Origin of the sequence: Coprococcus phoceensis (assembly GCF_900104635.1) — a bacterium.
In the GTDB taxonomy this organism is placed as follows: Bacteria; Bacillota; Clostridia; order Lachnospirales; family Lachnospiraceae; genus Faecalimonas; species Faecalimonas phoceensis.
The window spans coordinates 508,130-526,399 of the sequence record NZ_FNWC01000006.1 but is presented as its reverse complement, the minus strand read 5'-3'; the positions used below and the strand labels follow the sequence as shown (position 1 = coordinate 526,399).

Sequence of the window (18,270 nt, the reverse complement as noted above, 5' to 3'; positions counted from 1 at the left end):
TGCTCTCTCCTGTTAGTTATGTCCTAGAGTATATTACTACTCTTAGTTTAACATGTTGCAGATAGGTAGGCAATATCTACTTCATTTTTATATTTTTCATGTAGACCGACACTGAGAACAGATAACATATAAGGAAGAAAATTCCTATGATCACAACACTTAAAATGTTGATTTCAAGTAGTTCTGTGCGCATCATATTTCCTAATGCTTTCACAGAAAAATAAGAGGATATCGCCATCACAAGGAACGGTGACAAATAGGCAAACCGAAGTTCACACGCAATTTCTTTTTTTACAGTTCTGCTGCCCACGCCGATTTTGTTCAAGATAGCATATCGTTCCCGCTCTTCAAATGCATCATTATAAATCTTCACAAAAATGATACTTCCACTCGCAAGTATGAATACCATAAACATGAAAATACACACTGAATAAATAATCTGAATCCAGCTTGCTTCCTGATCATCAGGATCAATTTTAATCAATCCTGCACAATCTGCACTCCCTTGCAGCGCCGCTACAGAAGCCTCAAAATTTTTTACATCTTTAATTCTATAATTATACACATAAACTTCTTCGCCAATATTTTTCAGCCTTTCATATTCATGATCATTGACAAGATAAAATTCTGTCATTTCCTGCAAATATCCAAGATACGGCTCCGTGGTCACATCTGCACATTCATAGATCTTATCATGAATCTCTATAGTGTCCTCTTTCCTATCCGTAATCAATGACAGCAGTACCAACTTATCTACATTGATATATTCGTCATCCTTCGGCTCTTTCAGATTAAATTTTAGATTTGCTTCTTTTGCCACCTCTTTCACTTTGGAATACGATAAAACTGCATACCCAGTGGATTTCCACCTTGCCTTGATTTCGGATTGTTCTAATTGAATCATAGACACTTCTGTTCCATACACAATATCGTTATCCTTTTGAATTAATTTTTCAAACTCTTTGTATTTCCCCGCACTTGTACTTAGCACCTGATATGTGTAAGTATTTCTGAAGTGTACCATCCCGTCATATCGCTCTTTCATCGCAAATCCTGCTGCCAGTGCGGTAACTGAACACAACATTAAAACAGATACAATTGCATATGTCCGATAATTTCTCTTCATGCGAAATACGATATTATTCACCCAAAGCGTTCTCTGTTTTTTATAAAGAAATGATTTTCTCTTTGTAATACCCTGAAAAATAATCGGAATCAGACCACCAAACACAAGGTAAACTCCAATCGTAACAAACACAACTGCGGATAATGTATTTCTAAATACTTCCATTCCACCTTTGACAATCGCTAGGTAATATCCTGTTGAAAGTGCGGCAACTCCGAGAACCGTTTTTACAAGCAGAATTACCGGATGCTGTCTGACATACTCATTTTTTCTGCTGGCAGAAATCATCTCCAACACACTGCTTCTCACGATATTGACATAGCCTTTGACCGCAAAAATCACATATATGACCACGTAACAGGCAGAAACTGTCAAGATTGATTTGAGCGAAATACTGTTAAAAACCTCCACCGTAATGTCAGATAGCTTCATCATAATCATTTGGAAAAGACGCGCTGTCAAGGTGCCGACTCCAAGTCCAAGCGCCAGTGATAAAAGGCCTGTCATCGAAGTCTCTATCATATATAACTTCCCGATTTTTTGATTCGTCAATCCCATAAATGCATAAATTCCGATTTCCTTTTTCTTTTTTGTAAGAAATACACTCGTGGAATACCATATAAAAAATAGCATAAAACAAATTAATACAAACGTGACTGCCTGAATGACGAACTCTGCATTTTCTCGATTCGTTTTTCCAAGTCCATCCAGAATCCCCGAATCAATCACATTTTGAAAATTCAGAAGAATCAAAACTGTGAATGCCAATGATACCATGAGCGAAAGATAGTTTTTCAGACTTTCTTTGAAATTTTTGAATGCCAGTTTCCACATACTCATGAAAAATCCCCTCCCATAGACGCCTGCATATCAATGATACGGTCGTAGAATTCTTTTCTGTCTTTTCCCCGGTTAATCTTACATTTAATGACACCATCGCTTAGAATATAAACTTCTTTCGCATAAGAGGCTGTAAACGCATCGTGTGTAACCATCAAAATAGCCGCCTTTTCCTTCTCGTTCACAGCACGCAGACATTCTAGCAGCTCTTTACTCGATCTCGAATCCAACGCCCCTGTCGGTTCGTCTGCAAAAAGGATTTTGGGATTTGTAATCAACGCCCGGCACGCTGCCCCTCTTTGTTTTTGCCCTCCTGACAATTGATACGGATATTTCTCCAAATGCTCTTTCAATCCAAACATCGCCCCCATCTGCCTTGTCCGTGCAATACATTCTGATGCAGGAACTCCATTCAATGACAATGGCAGTGCAATGTTATCCTGAAGACTCATCGTGTCTAACAGATTATAATCCTGAAAAATAAATCCCACCTTATCCCGCCGTATCTTAGATAACTCTTTATTGTGAATTTTTGTAATGTCCTTTCCATCTAAGATCACCGAACCATGCGTCGGCTTATCAATGGTCGACAGCATATTCAAAAGCGTTGTTTTTCCGGAGCCACTCGGTCCCATAATCGCAATAAAATCACGCTCACATATGCTGAGACTGATTCCCTTCAACACCTTTGTCTGAAAACCTTTCGAGCCATATGTCTTTGTCAGATTGTTTACTTCTAATACTTTACCTTCCATATTTCATCCTCCTTTACAAGCAAATAATCTCTCGGAATCTTTAGCTCAGTAAAATCAAGGCTTGCAGATTCCTTTTTTATTAAAATCCCCCCCTTTTTTGCCCAAAAAGTCTTGACAAATCGCTCAAAATTTGCGGCGAAGCCGATTGAATATATTTTATTTTCATCGACTGGAGGGCGATTTTTATGTTACCTGTTAATTCCGGCGGTCATACCGCCTATCAAACTTTTGTACTCGAAAACCTTCGTAAATATTATCCGGATCCCACTGTTTTTGCTAAATCAACATGGGACATCATCGAACGTTTCTGGAATCTCGATCTTTCTTATACCGATGAACTGCTCCGCAGCAAATACTCTGTCTTTGGTCCAAAACCAAGGACTCCTTCCTGTATGCAACGTTCTTATCTTCTTTCCATTGATTTTAAAGTCCATTCCCTTACCGATTGGGCTGCTCAATTGAAGATAAATCCACTCTATGCAATCCTCAGCGGATTCCAGTTTGGTGATACTCCCGGTGTCGGCACCTTCTATGACTTCCTTGACAGGCTTTGGGATTCTGATTCTGATAATCTTTCTCCTCATATCCATCCTGTAAAAAAGAAGAAGGTCAAAAAACCAAAACAAAAAGGCGATAAGGCAGAACCCATTGAAAAAGTCACAGTTGAACAACTTTTCCAATCTATGGAACATTCTTCTTTTTCCATAGATGAACAGCCTTATGCTTCTCTTTTCAAGATTTATGATCATGAATTTTTATCGGTCTCCATATCCAAAGGATTGATTGATATCTCCAATCTTTCCATTGCCGGCGATGGAATGCCTGTTACAACATCTGCACGCGAACGGAAGCACCGTATTTGCGAATGTTCCAAAAATGGAATTACTTCCTGTCATTGTGACCGTTACTTTTCCCAGCCTGACTGTGACATCGGTTATGATTCTTCCAGAGAATGCTTTTACCATGGCTACCACTTATATATATTGGTTGCAGCGAACTCAGAAAGCGACCTGCCTTTATTTCCTTTATTCAATCCTGCATCAAAGCATGATTCTCATGGGTTTTTGGAAGCTTACTTTCGTTTCAAAGCTTTTCTTCCTGATTTTCATGTCAGAAAATGGCTTTTAGATTCCGCTCATGATGCCATGTCTTATTACTTATACTGTCGCAAGAATGATATTCAGCCTTTCATTGATTTAAACGAAAAGCGGGGAATCAGCATGAAATACAAAGATGATTTTACCATTGGAAAAGATGGTGTCCCTATCTGCAAAGCAGGACGAAAAATGAATCATGACGGTTCTGAGCCTTCAAAGGCACGGTTAAAATTCCGTTGTCCGCTTGCCAGCCGTAAATACGGATGTTCTTGTAGCACTCCCTGCTCAGACTCCAAATATGGGCGCACCGTTCATCTTGCAATGAAAGATAATCCAAGGCTGATCAATTTCCCGCCTCGTGACAGTGAACAATGGAAGTTAGAATACAATGCCAGAACTTCAGCAGAACGTTCGAATAAACGTGAGAAAATAGACTTTCAATTAGAAAGCGGCAGACACCGCTCAACTAAGATGTGGTACTGCCGCCTGTATCACATCCTCATGCTTCAGCATTTGGATGCTTGGGATTTGCCCTTTGAATCCACCCTCGCAAAGTTGATTTTAAATGTGGCATAATCCTTTGATCATTATACACTATTTTTCAGGCATAGCGACAGTTATGTCTGTTTTCCATGTTCTTTTTTCTGTTCCGAATCATATTTACTTTTCAAAGTACGCATTTCGGCTGTTGCCGATAATAATCACTCAGGATTCCGAGAGATTATGCAATATTATACGAAAAGTTCTGCTCATTTGTCCTTACATCCACATTACAAAAACAGCCCCAACATTACAAAAATTGTAATGTCAGAGCTGAAAATAGTCTCTGTTATCCCGAAAGCCCAGGATCACTCTCGTGAAACAGCCAAATTCACTCTCCACCGTAATCGTATGTCCAAGTTTTTTCATAATCAAATGCGCCAAATATAAACCCATTCCGGTAGATTTATATTTTCCGTTATGATGGTTACTTCCGGTAAAGCCCTTCTCAAATACATTTTTCAAATCACAATCCTTGATTCCTTCACCATTGTCTTCTATATAAAGCCGTGTCACATCCTCCTCTGACTCTCCCCAGATAGAAAGTCTCGGACATTCGGATGTATACTTGATTGCATTACCGATAATCTGATCCAGGACATAAATCAACCACTCTTTATCTGTGTACACTGTAAGTTCAGGCACCGACACTTCCATCTCAAACCGATTCTGAATCAGGAAAAACTGATTGTTTTTAACAGAGGCACGCACACATTGACTCAAACTTGTCTTTCCGATCTGCAAATCGTACATCGTACTTTGTACACGACTTCCAATCAGCGCTCCGTTCAACAGCTGACGGATTCGCTCCAATTGCTCCTTCATCGCCTTTTTCTGTACACTATCCTCAATTTTTTCATTCATCAAAAGCAGGGCAGCAAGAGGCAGCTTCACCTCATGACACCATTTTGTAATGTAATCCTGCAGATTGCAATTCATTTCAAACAGCTCATCCAGCTGTCCTTTCAGAACCTCCACATCATGAATCACAATTTCTCTGTTTTCAAACTCCGAAAGCTCCGAATAAATAACATCCTCCACCTCAAGCAGTTCCTCAACTTGTCGCCTTTTTTGCGCCTGCTGCCTATAATCTATGATGACAAAACTTATCAATGCAATTCCAATTAACATATCCAGATAAAAAAGATTCTCTCTATCTACATCTGCAAAAAGCAGACCAAAATATAAGTTGTATGCAAGAATGACAGTCAAAAGCAGAAGGAACATCTTTCGATTCTTTTTCAAATACCACATCATTCGATAAAATACCCCACTCCCTTTTTTGTGTGTATCACATCATCATTACAATTGGCTTTGAGTTTCGCACGAAGACGGCTTACAATAGTCGTCAAAGTTCCATCAGACACATACTCATCCGTACTCCACAGCTCCATCATCAGTTCTTCTCTGGTCACAACCTTGCTTTTTTCCTCCAGCAATTTTACAAGAATCCTGTTCTCCATCTTGGTCAATTCTATTTTTTCAGATTGAAACAATAACGTCTGGCTGTCCACATCATAGTAAAGATCCTTCAAAACACAAATTTTATCTTTTACTTTATATTCATACGCCCGCCGTAATACTGCATCAACTTTTGCCCTCAAAAGCTCCAAATGAAATGGTTTTTCGATATAATCGTCGCCCCCTTGTGCAATTCCCATTATTTTGTCTGCATCATCGCTTCTGCTACTCACGAACACAATCGGAACCTCTGAGCGTTCCCGAATTTTCCTGCACCAATAAAACCCATCATAATAAGGAAGATTCACATCCAGCAATACAATATGCGGTCTGCAATCTTGAAATTCTTCACTGATCCTCTCAAACTCTTTTGCCACAACCGCATCATAATTCCATCGCATCAGATAACTTTCCAGTTCTTTTGCCAATGCTTCATCATCTTCCACTATAAAGACTGTTATCTTTCCTTCCATCTGTTTCACCTCATTCCCATTATAAAGGCTTCCACATGGAAAAAAAAGAAAAATTATCTAATCTTACAATAATGTCAGAAACCGCACAGATAAATGGCACTTTCATATGGGCGAAGCATACCTTCCTCACCATCTTCCGAATAATTGCAAATCAATACCTCTCCATCCTGCCATTCTTTTAGCAGTGTACACGGAACTGTGTTCTCTGTAAAGTTTGCCACTACAAGCATCTGTTTCCCTTGATATTCTCTTACATAAGCGAAAATATTCTCATCTTCTTCCAAAAGCAGCCGAAAATCACCTTCCGCAAAAATATCATATTCTTTTCGAAGTTGAATCAATTTCTGGTAATAATAGAATACTGAATTTTCGTTTTCTAATGCTTTTTCTGCATTGATTTCCGTATAATTCGGATTTACCTCCATCCACGGTATCCCTGTTGTAAATCCCGCATTTACACTGTCGTCCCATTGCATCGGTGTTCTTGCATTGTCACGTCCCTTTGTATAGATAGATTCCATGATTTCCGCCTCTGAATATCCTTTTTGGAGACGCTCCTTATACATGTTGCGGATTTCAATATCTTGATATTGGTCGATACTTTCAAACCTTACATTGGTCATTCCGAGTTCTTCCCCCTGATAAATGTAAGGTGTTCCCTGCATTCCATGTAAGACCGTCGCAAGCATCTTTGCCGATTCCACACGGTATTCTTTATCATTTCCCCATCTGGACACGATTCTCGGAAGGTCATGATTATTCCAAAACAGGCTGTTCCAGCCACATTCAAAAAGCGCTGTCTGCCATTTTGCCAAATTTTGTTTGAGTTTTACAAATGGCAACGGACAAAAATCCCACTTTTCTTTCCCTGCCTCCTGATCTAACATCATATGCTCAAACTGAAATACCATTGAAAACTCACTTCCATCCGGATTGCTGTATAATTTTGCACGTTCCGTGTCTGCTCCCCAAGCTTCCCCTACTGTGATCAGGTCGCCCTTTTGAAATGTCTCTTTACTCAGTTCTCGGATAAATTCATGAAGTCTTGGACCATTATTTGTAATTTTCTGATCTGGTTCTTTTGCAATCTGGTCGATGACATCCAGCCTGAAACCGCCTGCGCCTTTTTCCATCCACCACAAAATCATATCATAAATTTCTTTTCTAAGTTTTGGATTTTCCCAATTTAAATCCGGCTGTTTCACGGAAAACTGATGAAAATAATATTGTTTTAATTCCGGAACCCACTCCCATGCCGGACCTCCAAACACTGAGCCCATATCATTCGGAAGAACTCCTTCTTCCCCATCACGCCACACATAGTAATCATGATATGGATTGTCTTTACCTTTTTTTGCCTCCTGAAACCATCTGTGTTCATCTGAAGAATGATTCAGCACAAGGTCGATCATAATGCGAATATTGCATTTTTTTGCTTCTGCGATCAAACGTTCCATATCATTCATATTTCCAAACATCGGATCGATATCCTGATAGTCTGAAATATCATACCCATTGTCATCCTGCGGTGAACGGCAGACCGGAGACAGCCAAATTGCATCAATTCCAAGCTTCTTCAAATAATCCAGTCTGTCGATAATTCCTTGAATATCCCCAATTCCGTCTCCATTACTGTCCTGAAAACTTCTCGGATAAATCTGATATACGACCGCATTTCGCCACCATTTCTTCTGTTCTTCCATATTATTTTTCTCCTTTTATCCTTCGAATCAATGTTCCATTTTTTTGCAATTTTCCATTCTCATACCCTCGTTGGAATAAGATTTCTCCCTGCCTTTCTATTTTCACTTCCTCTTTTGTACAATTCAATAGAATCTCCAATTGATTTCCCTCATCATCTAGCTTTACATATTCCACAAGCCGTGACTCTTTATAAGTATCCGGGAAATGAAAATACAGGCTTTTGAATGCCGTTTCTTTTCTACGAAGTTCAATCAATGTTTTCGTCCCATGGATTCGCCGCTGATTTTCCACTGTATCAAGTTCCTCCCACGGCATACATCTTCTGCAATCCGGGTCATATCCACCTTCCATTGCAATTTCTGTTCCATAGTAAATACACGGACTTCCCGGCATTGTAAACAACACAGCAAGTTGTTGATAAAAAATGTCCAAATTATTTAATCTGTTCATAAGCCGTTCGGTATCATGTGAATCCAAAAGATTAAATAACACATTGTTGCACTGCTGCATGTACATCGTATAACATCGGTTGATCATATATTCAAAATCTTCTTTGGTATCCTGCTCGTCCAAAAAGAAATCATGAATCCCACTCATCAACGGATAATTCATAACCGAATCGTACTCATCCCCCATCAACCACTGACTTGCATCATGCCATATCTCTCCCAGCAAATAGATATCTGGCTTAATGCTTCTTACATGCTCACGAATTCGTTTTAAAAACCGGTGTGAAACTTCATTTCCCACATCAAATCGGATTCCATCAACATCAAATTCTTTAATCCAATTTTCACAGATCCCACAGAAATATTGAATCACTTCTTCGTTGTTTGTATTGAGTTTTGGCATATTGTCGATGAATGCGAAAGAATAAAATCTTTCATCCCGTGTATCTGCTTTTTTCTTAATATTGCTCCAATCGTTCACCATAAACCAATCTGCATACTTCGACTCTTTTCCGTATTCCTGTACATCACGCCACGGAACAAACTTGCTTCCACTGTGATTGAATACTGCATCAACCATCACTCGAATTCCATGCCCGTGTGCTTCTTTCACAAGCTGTACAAACTCCTCGTTCGTTCCAAAATGCGGATCGATCTTTGTATAATCCGTCGTGTCGTATTTATGGTTGGACTCTGCCTCCATAATGGGATTCAAATAGATTCCATTGATTCCCAACTCTTTTAAGTAAGATAGTTTTTTGCGAATCCCTGCAAGATTTCCGCCAAAACGCTCATCATTTGTCACCTTTCCAGTCCTCCACGGAACAATTTCTGCAGTATTTCTTTCAGGTGTCCCATTACAAAAACGATCCGGAAAAATCTGATACCATACTGTATCGTTCACCCACTTCGGTGTCCGATTAATATCTGCCGGATTCATCCACGGCACGATAAAGCACTGCAACATTCTTCCATCCATATTAATCTGCTCTTCGGTCAAAAAACCATCTTCAAAATAATACCATACCTCTGACTCTGTCTGCAGTTCAAAATAGTATTTACATCTTTTGTAAGTCGGAACAACTGTTGTTGTCCACCAAATCTGATATTTCAGCCGTTTCTTATAACAGATTTCCTCTCGTTTCCCAATCCATCTCTCATTTCCACCAAGAATACCTGCTTCAAACGGGTCTCCATAATGTATGAAGACCCGTTTCACATCGTAACCGGTTTTGAGATTGATAATAAGTTCCTTTTCATTCTGTGGATAGCTCATCTGCTCTGATGTCTTATGATAGACTCCGGTAAAATTCATATCCTGTTCCTCTCTTCTTATCTTTGTCGCATCTGTCTACTATATTTTTTCAAACTTATTTCCATTTTTCGCATATCTGGCATTCTCCATTCCCAGTTCGGACTTCCAACCGTACCAGGTGTATTTAGATGGGCCTCTTTTCCCATTCCTAAAATATCCGCCATCGGAACGATTGCATATTCAGCCTTACTCTTCCATGTATAAGCTAAAAGTCGGTCTTTAACAGACCCCTGACGGATTCCTTCCCTTGCAAGAAAACGACGCACTTTTCGTTTTGCTGCAACAGACAATGCATCATACCATTCCATTAATGTATCATTGTCATGTGTTCCCGTATAGATGATCATATTTTTCACATCATGAAAAATATCTTTCGCATATTTTCCAGATGTATCAATCGAAAACACAAGTATCTTCATTCCTTTAAAATGATAATGTTCTTTGAGCTCCAACACTTCTGGTCTGAGATCTCCCAAATCTTCTGCCACAAGATTTACTTCAGGTATCTTTTCCAAAAGTGTGTCAATCACTTCATATCCCGGTGCCTCAATCCATTCTCCTTCAATTGCAGTCGGACAAGTAGCCGGAATCTTCCAGAAAGTGTCAAACGCACGAAAATGATCGATTCTGATAATGTCAAACAGTCGGCTACTGTATCCGATTCGATCCACCCAAAACTGATATCCATTCTCTTTGAGATAATCCCAGTCATAAATTGGATTTCCCCATCTCTGCCCTGTCGCACTGAAATAATCCGGCGGCACACCTGCAATGAAAGTCGGTCTTCCGTCTGTATCTAATAGGAAATTGTCTTTTCCTGCCCACACATCCACAGAATCCACACCGACGTAAAACGGCACATCTCCCATAATTTGAATTCCTTTTTCATTTGCAGTCTTTTTAATTTCCATCCACTGGCAGAAAAATATATACTGTAAAAACATTTGATAAGCCGCCTCATGTGCAATCTCCAAAGGCACTTCCTTTTTAGCCTCTGGCCATGTCTTATCCGCTGTATCCCATTCATTCCAGCAACGATTCTCATTTTTTTCTTTTAATGCACGAAACATCCCATATTCTAACACCCAGCTCTGCTGTGCAAATGTTTTATAATCGTCTGTTTCTTCAAAACGAGAAAATGCCTCTCTTAAATAACTTTCTTTCCATGCTCGGACTTGATCGTACCGGACATGAGTTTCCTTTTCTAAAAATGCCGGTGGTAGATCTTTTAAAAGTCCCTGTTCATATAATGTTTCCATACTGATATAAATCTCATCTCCTGCGCAGGATGAATATGGCTGATACGGAGAATTCCCGTATCCCACCGGATTCAGCGGCAAAATTTGCCAGATTTTTACACCTGCTTCTTTTAAATAATCAAGGAACTCTTTTGTTTCCCTTCCCAGTTCTCCGACTCCCGTACGCGACGGGAGCGAAGACACGGGCATCAATATCCCTGTTTCTCTCATAATCCAATCCTCTTTATGATAATTTCCAAATATCTTCATTATACTCTGCAATCGTACGGTCTGCTGAAAAGTATCCTGCCTTTGCGATATTTACAAGGGCTTTCTTCGCCCAAGTTGTCTCATCTTCATAATCTGCCAACATCTGTTCTTTCTTCGCAATATACTCTTTGATATCAAGTAGCGCCATGAACCAGTCTTTTGATATGATTTCCTTATAAAGTCTTCCAAGATTTACAGGATCCCCAATCTGAATCAACTCTTTGCTGATAATAAAATCTACAAGCTCTTCCACAAGTACATCGCTCTCATAGATCTCGCGTGAGCAATAACTTGCCTCGTCATATAACTTGATCACATCTTCTGATTTCTTTCCAAAAATATAGATATTGTCGTCTCCAACAAGCTCATGAATCTCTACATTTGCACCGTCTTCTGTTCCAAGTGTCACAGCACCATTTAACATAAACTTCATATTTCCAGTTCCTGATGCCTCTTTTGACGCAAGAGAAATCTGCTCCGAAATATCACATGCCGGAATTAGTTTTGCTGCTTTCGTCACATTGTAATTTTCCACCATGACAATCTTCATATATTTGCTCACAATCGGATCATTCTCAATCAACTGCTGCAGGCACAAAATCAAATGAATAATGTCTTTTGCAATCGTGTAAGCCGGTGCTGCCTTCGCTCCGAAAATCATCGTCAGCGGACGTTTTGGTAAGTTCCCTTTTTTGATCTCTTTGTATTTATAAATCGCATAAAGTGCATTCATCTGCTGTCTTTTGTACTCATGAAGACGTTTGATTTGAATATCAAATACCGAATTACTGTCAATATCCACATTCTGCGTCAGCTTCAAATATGCTTTCAGCTCTTCCTTCGAGTTCTTTTTAATTTCTCTTAGTTTTTTCAAAACAGTTTCGTCATCTTTATATGCAATCAGTTTTTCAAGATTTGCTGCATTTTCCATATACTCTGGACCGATTAATTCTTTCAAGTAGGCGGAAAGCTCTGGGTTACAATGAACAAGCCATCTTCTAAATGTAATTCCATTTGTCTTGTTATTAAATTTTTCCGGATAAATGTCATAGAACGGTTTCAGTTCAGACTCTTTTAAAATTTGTGTATGAAGTGCCGCCACACCATTTACTGCATACCCAAAGTGAATGTCGATATGTGCCATATGCACACGATCCATTTCGTCGATAATATAGACACGCTCATCGTGATAATCTCTTCTTACACGTGCATCCAATTCACGAATAATTGGCATCAGATGCGGTACAACTTTTTCTAAATACGAGATTGGCCATTTTTCTAACGCTTCTGCAAGAATTGTGTGGTTCGTATATGCACATGTCTTTCTCACTACGTCGATTGCTGTATCCATATTGAATCCTTTTACAGTCAACAGACGAATCAATTCCGGAATGACCATCGTTGGATGTGTATCATTGATCTGCACTGCAACATGTTCATTCAGTTTGTAAAGATCATATCCATTGTCTTCAGCCTCCTTCAGGATTAACTGCGCCGCATTGCTTACCATAAAATACTGCTGATAGATACGAAGTAATTGTCCCGCCTCATCGCTGTCATCCGGATAGAGGAACAATGTCAGATTTTTCTGAATATCTGTCTTGTCAAAATTAATTCCATCCCCAATAATGCTCTCATCCACTGTATCAATGTCAAATAAATGAAGTCTGTTGCATCCGCTCTTATATCCCGGCACATCGATATCGTACATAGTAGAAGTCAATGTAAAATCTTTAAACGGTACTTCAAACTTTACATCTGTCTTTGTCAGCCAGCTGAAGTCTGTAATCCATGGATTTTTCTCTTCCTTCTGCTTGTGGTCCACAAATCTCTGACGGAACAATCCATCATGGTAGTTTAATCCGACACCATCCCCATTCAGTCCTAAAGTTGCAATTGAATCAAGAAAACATGCCGCAAGACGTCCAAGCCCGCCGTTTCCAAGAGACGGTTCCTGCTCGATTTCTTCAATCTCCGTGATATTATGACCGTGTTTTTCCAGTACTTCTTTTGTCTCATCAAACAAACCTAAGTTGATCAGATTGTTAGACAACAGTTTTCCAATCAGAAACTCGGCAGAAATGTAATACAGTTTTTTCTTTCCTTCGTTTCTTTTAGCACCTTGCATTTTCTCTTTTGTCAAAATCAATAAGGCAGTATAAATCTCTTCGTTTGATGCCTCTTTGATGCTCTTTTTATATTTCTCTTCTAAAATCTGCTCTAATAACTTTTCCATCTTACTATTCTCCTTCTCTTTTTTCAATTACCGCATAAACTCTCAATATTTCACCGACACTCCAAGCCTGTGCAAAACAGCCCTTGGATCTGGTTGGATTCTCTCCGTCGTAAATTTCAGGAAGCTGTCCGATACAGCCTTCCCGCATCGCACTCTCTATCACTTCCAGCTGGTCTTTGACATCCGCTTTCGCCTCTTTGCTGTATCCATTCACTTTCAGATATGCCAAATAATATGCACCTAGCGGAAATGTCCACACAGTTCCCTGATGATATGCCATATCACGCTCTTCCATCTCTCCCTGATAGTTTGAACGAAATTCCTCATCTGCTATCTCAAGTGTCCGAAGTCCATAAGGTGTATAAAGCGTCTCGAACACCGTCTCCACAACCTGTCGTTCTTTCGTCTCATCCAGCATCGTAAACGGCATTGACACCGCCCAAATCTGGTTACAACGAATCTGTCTATCCGCTTTTGTTCCGGATACTAAATCTTTTAAACACCGTCTGTCCTCCATCCAGAACTTTTCCACAAAAGATACTTTTACCTGCTCTTTTAACTGTGAATACTCCCACGTCCGGTTCACAAGCGAAGCAAACTGCTCCATAATACACAGCGCATTATACCAATACGCATTAATCTCAACCGGTTTTCCATGTCTTGGTGTCGGCAGAATCTCTCCTATACGCACATCCATCCATGTTACCTGCCACAATCCTTCTCCCGCCTGAATCAACCCATCTGAATCCATGCAAATTCCATAGTCGGTCCCTTCTCGATAACCTTTGATAATGCGCTCCATCACTGGATACATCTCTTTCACAAACGCCACATCTTTTGTTGCTTCGTAGTAGAGATATACACAATTGATAAACAATAACGCCGCATCTACCGTATTATAAAGTGGCTCATTTCCTCCTTCTGGAAAAAGATTCGGCATCAGTCCTTTTCGCTCATTCACAGCAAATGTACGCAAAATTTTTTTTGCCGTCTCATACTGCCCTGTCACTATACATACACCAGGAAGTGCTATCATCGTATCCCTTCCCCAATCTTCAAAAAACGGATACCCTGCAAGTATCGTACTTCCACCTGTCGACTCTCTTTTTGATACAAACTGGTTTGCGCTTTTCGACAACTCTCTTGCCATTGGCATCACAAAAGCCGCCTGTTCTTCTAAGCTTCTTCGATATTTTCTCATACCTTCAATAATCAAATCTGCGTCCTGTAGCGCATTTTCCATCGAGTATACAATCTTCAACTTCACGCATTCCCCTTCTGGTACAAAAATACTGATTTCATGATTGGCCTTTGCAAGCCCCTTCTCTCTTCTTCCATCGCAGACATCATAACTATAAAAATAGATTTCCTCTTTTTCTTCGATCTTACGAATCTCTCCATTTGTCTCAAAGTACAATGTCATTCCCTCAGAGTATACTGTATCCCTTTCTAACGTAAACACTTGTGTGGACTTTGGTTCACTTCCTTTTCTTGTGAACTGAAAAAACGGTGTCACACGAAAGACCGCATCTTTTTTTTGACGATTCCATATTGTATAACGGACTGCAACCGTATTTTCTTCCTGCTTCATGCCGATTTCCTTTTGCAATTCTACTCCCTGCACATGGAATTTCCAAATCGGGCTATCATCATAGACAAATGCAGAAAGATACCGATATCCCTCCTCTTTTGCTCCATCTGCAAATTCCTGAGTGGACAAGATAAACTCGTCCTTCCCAATTGCCAATGTCTCCGCAAGACGATGCACCATATTGTATCTGTGGTTTGGTGCCTGAATACAAGCCATTAGAAGTGCATGGTCATTTCTCGCTGCCGAACCGGTCATCGTCAAAGATGAAAATCCTCCAAGACCATTTGTCAAAAGATAGCAATTCTCCTGCCCTCTCTCTATTGTACTAAAATCTTGTTTTCCATATATCCATCTCATATTTTTAACTCCTCTGTCCAAGTACGAGCACACTCTTTGGAGCTGCCTTCGCACATCCTACTTTTTTCCCTTCCTTCCATCGAAAACTACTCTCTGAATCAACTAATATCTCCCAGTCCCCTTCTTTCAGCTCTTTCGAAACTGTTTCCGTCGTACTGTTATATATCACACACAATGTTTTCCACTTTGATTCATACGCTTTTCCTGTGTTATCCACAAAAAATCCAACAACACCTTCTGTTTTCCACTCTTCAAAGATTCGTTTCCATGCTCCTTCTGATTTATCGCATAATTCAGGAAGTTGTTTTCTGAGCGCAATCAGTCCCTGATAATACGTTCGCAAATCCGTATATCTATAGGCACGTTCCCAGTCGAGACGATTCAACTCAATCGGTGCATTATATGTATTCTCAAGCCCATCTTTCGTTCTTGCAAATTCTTCTCCTGATAAGAAAAACAGATTTCCCTGACAAGTCATATACATTGCCGCTGCCATCTTGTTGATGCGAATACGCTCTTCCTCATCTGAAATTGTCTTTTCAAGTTTATCCCACAATGTCCAGTTATCATGTGCAGATACATAAGTAATCACTTGACTTGGCGCTTTCACGTTCCGCCCGTCTGTGCTCCATGCGCGCACACTGTTTAAGATTTTTTCTTCCAAACCATTCGCTCCATTGACGAATCCCGGAATTTCTGCTTCAAATACATGTCCTTTGATTGCATCTCTCGTGTCATCACAAAACATTCCAATTTCACAATCCAACTGAGCAATATGTTTCTTCAACGCCGGGACTGCCGTCCCTTCTATCGCAGTCTCATCTGCTGCCCAAGGCTCTCCAAAGACTAATATCTCTCCTCGTCCATAACGGACATCAAGTTCTCGTCTGATTCGGTTCATCAGATCCACATCCAAAAGTCCCATCAAATCAAACCGGAATCCGTCTATGTGATATTCTTCTGCCCAATACAGAACTGAATCGACAATATAGTTCGCACACATTGGCCGCTCACTTGCCAAATCATTTCCACAGGCAGAGCCGTTTGAGATTGTTCCATCATCCTTCGTTCGAAAATAATACCACGGAACCGCCTTATTCAAATTCGACTCCAACGAATACATGTGATTATAGACAACATCCATGATTACTCGGAATCCATTCTTATGGAGAGACTGCACCATTTCTTTGAACTCCCGAATGCGAACCGCCCCATCTTCTGTATCAGTTGCATACGACCCCTCAGGCACATTATAGTTCTCCGGATCATATCCCCAATTGAATTCCTCATCATTGGACTCGTCCACAGAGCCGTAGTCATACACCGGCATCAACTGCACATGTGTCACTCCCAATTCCTTGAGATAATCCAATCCGGTTGAATGCTCTCCATCTCCAAAAAGTGTCGTATGTTCTTCTGTGAATGCCTTGTATTTTCCTCTATTTTCTTTTGAAAATCCTCCAGACTCATCCCAAGAAAATTCTTTGATATGAAGCTCATAGATAATATTCTCTTCCCTTTTTTTCGGTCTTTGATCATGCTCCCATTGCAGTGGATTCGTTCTATTCAAATCCACGACCATACTCCGGATACCATTCACTCCGCAACCTCTCGCATAGGGATCTCCAAGCTCAACTATTTCTCCGTCCCACGGGATTTGATAATCATAATAAACGCCATGCAGATATCTCTCTGTCTGGTAGCTCCAGACTCCCCTCTTTTCTTTCTGCATAGCAATTTTTTGAAAGCACTCACTATGCTTTCCATCTCTATACAATCGCAACTCCACTTCTTCTGCCAAAGGGCTCCACAGGTGGAATGTAGTTCCCGCCTGCGTACACAAAGCTCCCAGATCCTTTCCATCGTATTGATACTCTTTCTGGAACTCTAAAGTGTTGTACAATTTTTTTAACTCTTTTCTTGTCTTCATAATCTAGCCCTCTTTTTATCCCTTTACGGCACCTGAAACTCCGTCCACATAATACCTCTGCATGATCAAGAACAAAATCGCAATCGGAATCGAAATCAGAACTGCACCCGCCGCAAAGCTTGTGTACCAACTGTCAATATATTCCTTCTCAAGCATTTTCCAAAGTCCAATTGCAACTGTATATTGGTCGGAGTTGGCTCTACAGATTACTTTTGCAAAAATAAAGTCCAGCCATGGTCCCATAAATGCTGTCAACACTGTATATACAATAATTGGTTTGCTAAGTGGAAGTGTAATCTTTTGAAACACCTGCCACCTCGTACATCCATCTAAGATTGCTGCCTCATCCACCGCATATGGAATCGTATCAAAAAATCCCTTTGCAATCTGAAAACCAAGTCCTGCACCACCTGAATAACACAAGATGAGAGCCACACGAATCAGATTTCCTTCTGTTAGTCCAATCGCTTTCAAAATAAAATACACAGCAATCATTGACATAAATCCCGGAAACAGTCCTAATATCATTGCCATGTTCATATATGGTTTTCTCAGTTTAAATTTTAACCTTGATAAACAATATGAGACTGCCAATGTGTAAAATGTCGCAAGAATACAAGAGCATATTGCAATGATCAACGTATTCATAAACATTTTAGGAAAGTTCAAAATGGAAGTATCGGTAAACAATTTGATATAGTTATCTAGCGTAAATTCTTTTGGGAAAAATGTAGATACATAAGACCCTTTTTCCGCACGAAAACTTGTAAGGACTACCCATATAATCGGGAATACCCACACAGCCGCCAGTACGGCCAAACTTGTATGCACGATCACGTTATTGATCCTGCGCTTCTTTTTTGCTGATCGCATTTTTTGTACTGCCAT

Annotated in this window: 12 protein-coding genes; 1 reads left to right on the top strand and 11 read right to left on the bottom strand. The window is 40.0% G+C overall.

What is annotated here, in order from left to right; all coding sequences use genetic code 11:
- Positions 1 to 76: 76 nt before the first annotated feature.
- Both BQ5364_RS03415 and BQ5364_RS03410 read right to left on the bottom strand, forming a co-directional pair.
- Positions 77 to 1,966 (bottom strand): FtsX-like permease family protein, encoded by a 1,890-nt coding sequence (locus BQ5364_RS03415; protein WP_071143637.1) that lies wholly within the window; start codon positions 1,964 to 1,966, stop codon positions 77 to 79.
- Positions 1,963 to 2,721 (bottom strand): ABC transporter ATP-binding protein, encoded by a 759-nt coding sequence (locus BQ5364_RS03410; RefSeq protein ID WP_071143636.1) that lies wholly within the window; start codon positions 2,719 to 2,721, stop codon positions 1,963 to 1,965. Before BQ5364_RS03410 ends, BQ5364_RS03415 begins: the two co-directional genes overlap by 4 nt.
- Positions 2,722 to 2,906: 185 nt before the next feature.
- Between BQ5364_RS03410 and BQ5364_RS03405 the strand changes: the two genes are divergently transcribed.
- Positions 2,907 to 4,394 carry a hypothetical protein gene (locus tag BQ5364_RS03405; RefSeq protein ID WP_071143513.1) on the top strand — a complete coding sequence of 496 codons (1,488 nt, stop codon included), beginning with the start codon at positions 2,907 to 2,909 and terminating at the stop codon, positions 4,392 to 4,394.
- Positions 4,395 to 4,625: 231 nt separating this feature from the next.
- On the opposite strand, the gene BQ5364_RS03400 is transcribed toward BQ5364_RS03405, so the two are convergent.
- The 9 genes from BQ5364_RS03400 to BQ5364_RS03360 form a co-directional block, all read right to left on the bottom strand.
- Complete coding sequence (locus BQ5364_RS03400; protein WP_071143635.1) at positions 4,626 to 5,615, bottom strand: sensor histidine kinase; 990 nt, start codon at positions 5,613 to 5,615, stop codon at positions 4,626 to 4,628.
- On the bottom strand, positions 5,612 to 6,292 hold the full coding sequence (locus tag BQ5364_RS03395; RefSeq protein WP_235837114.1) for a response regulator transcription factor: 681 nt from the start codon (positions 6,290 to 6,292) through the stop codon (positions 5,612 to 5,614). The genes BQ5364_RS03400 and BQ5364_RS03395 overlap by 4 nt, the downstream gene beginning before the upstream one ends.
- Before the next feature lie 74 nt (positions 6,293 to 6,366).
- A complete protein-coding gene (locus tag BQ5364_RS03390) occupies positions 6,367 to 7,995 on the bottom strand; it encodes a glycoside hydrolase family 13 protein (RefSeq protein ID WP_071143634.1) in 1,629 nt (542 codons plus the stop codon).
- Between the two features lies 1 nt (position 7,996).
- Positions 7,997 to 9,760 (bottom strand): glycoside hydrolase family 13 protein, encoded by a 1,764-nt coding sequence (locus tag BQ5364_RS03385; RefSeq protein WP_071143633.1) that lies wholly within the window; start codon positions 9,758 to 9,760, stop codon positions 7,997 to 7,999.
- 17 nt (positions 9,761 to 9,777) lie between these two features.
- Positions 9,778 to 11,229 carry a 4-alpha-glucanotransferase gene (malQ, locus tag BQ5364_RS03380; protein WP_071143655.1) on the bottom strand — a complete coding sequence of 484 codons (1,452 nt, stop codon included), beginning with the start codon at positions 11,227 to 11,229 and terminating at the stop codon, positions 9,778 to 9,780.
- Positions 11,230 to 11,242: 13 nt separating this feature from the next.
- Positions 11,243 to 13,504, bottom strand: coding sequence for a glycogen/starch/alpha-glucan phosphorylase (locus tag BQ5364_RS03375; protein WP_071143632.1), 2,262 nt, complete (start codon positions 13,502 to 13,504; stop codon positions 11,243 to 11,245).
- Positions 13,505 to 13,508: 4 nt separating this feature from the next.
- On the bottom strand, positions 13,509 to 15,452 hold the full coding sequence (locus BQ5364_RS03370; protein WP_071143631.1) for a glycogen debranching enzyme GlgX: 1,944 nt from the start codon (positions 15,450 to 15,452) through the stop codon (positions 13,509 to 13,511).
- A 4-nt stretch (positions 15,453 to 15,456) separates the two neighbouring features.
- Positions 15,457 to 17,382: a type I pullulanase gene (pulA, locus tag BQ5364_RS03365; protein ID WP_071143630.1), complete on the bottom strand. Its 1,926-nt coding sequence runs from the start codon at positions 17,380 to 17,382 to the stop codon at positions 15,457 to 15,459.
- A gap of 15 nt (positions 17,383 to 17,397) precedes the next feature.
- The gene (locus tag BQ5364_RS03360; protein WP_004612133.1) at positions 17,398 to 18,270 is read right to left on the bottom strand and encodes a sugar ABC transporter permease; all 873 of its coding nucleotides are present in this window, start codon (positions 18,268 to 18,270) and stop codon (positions 17,398 to 17,400) included.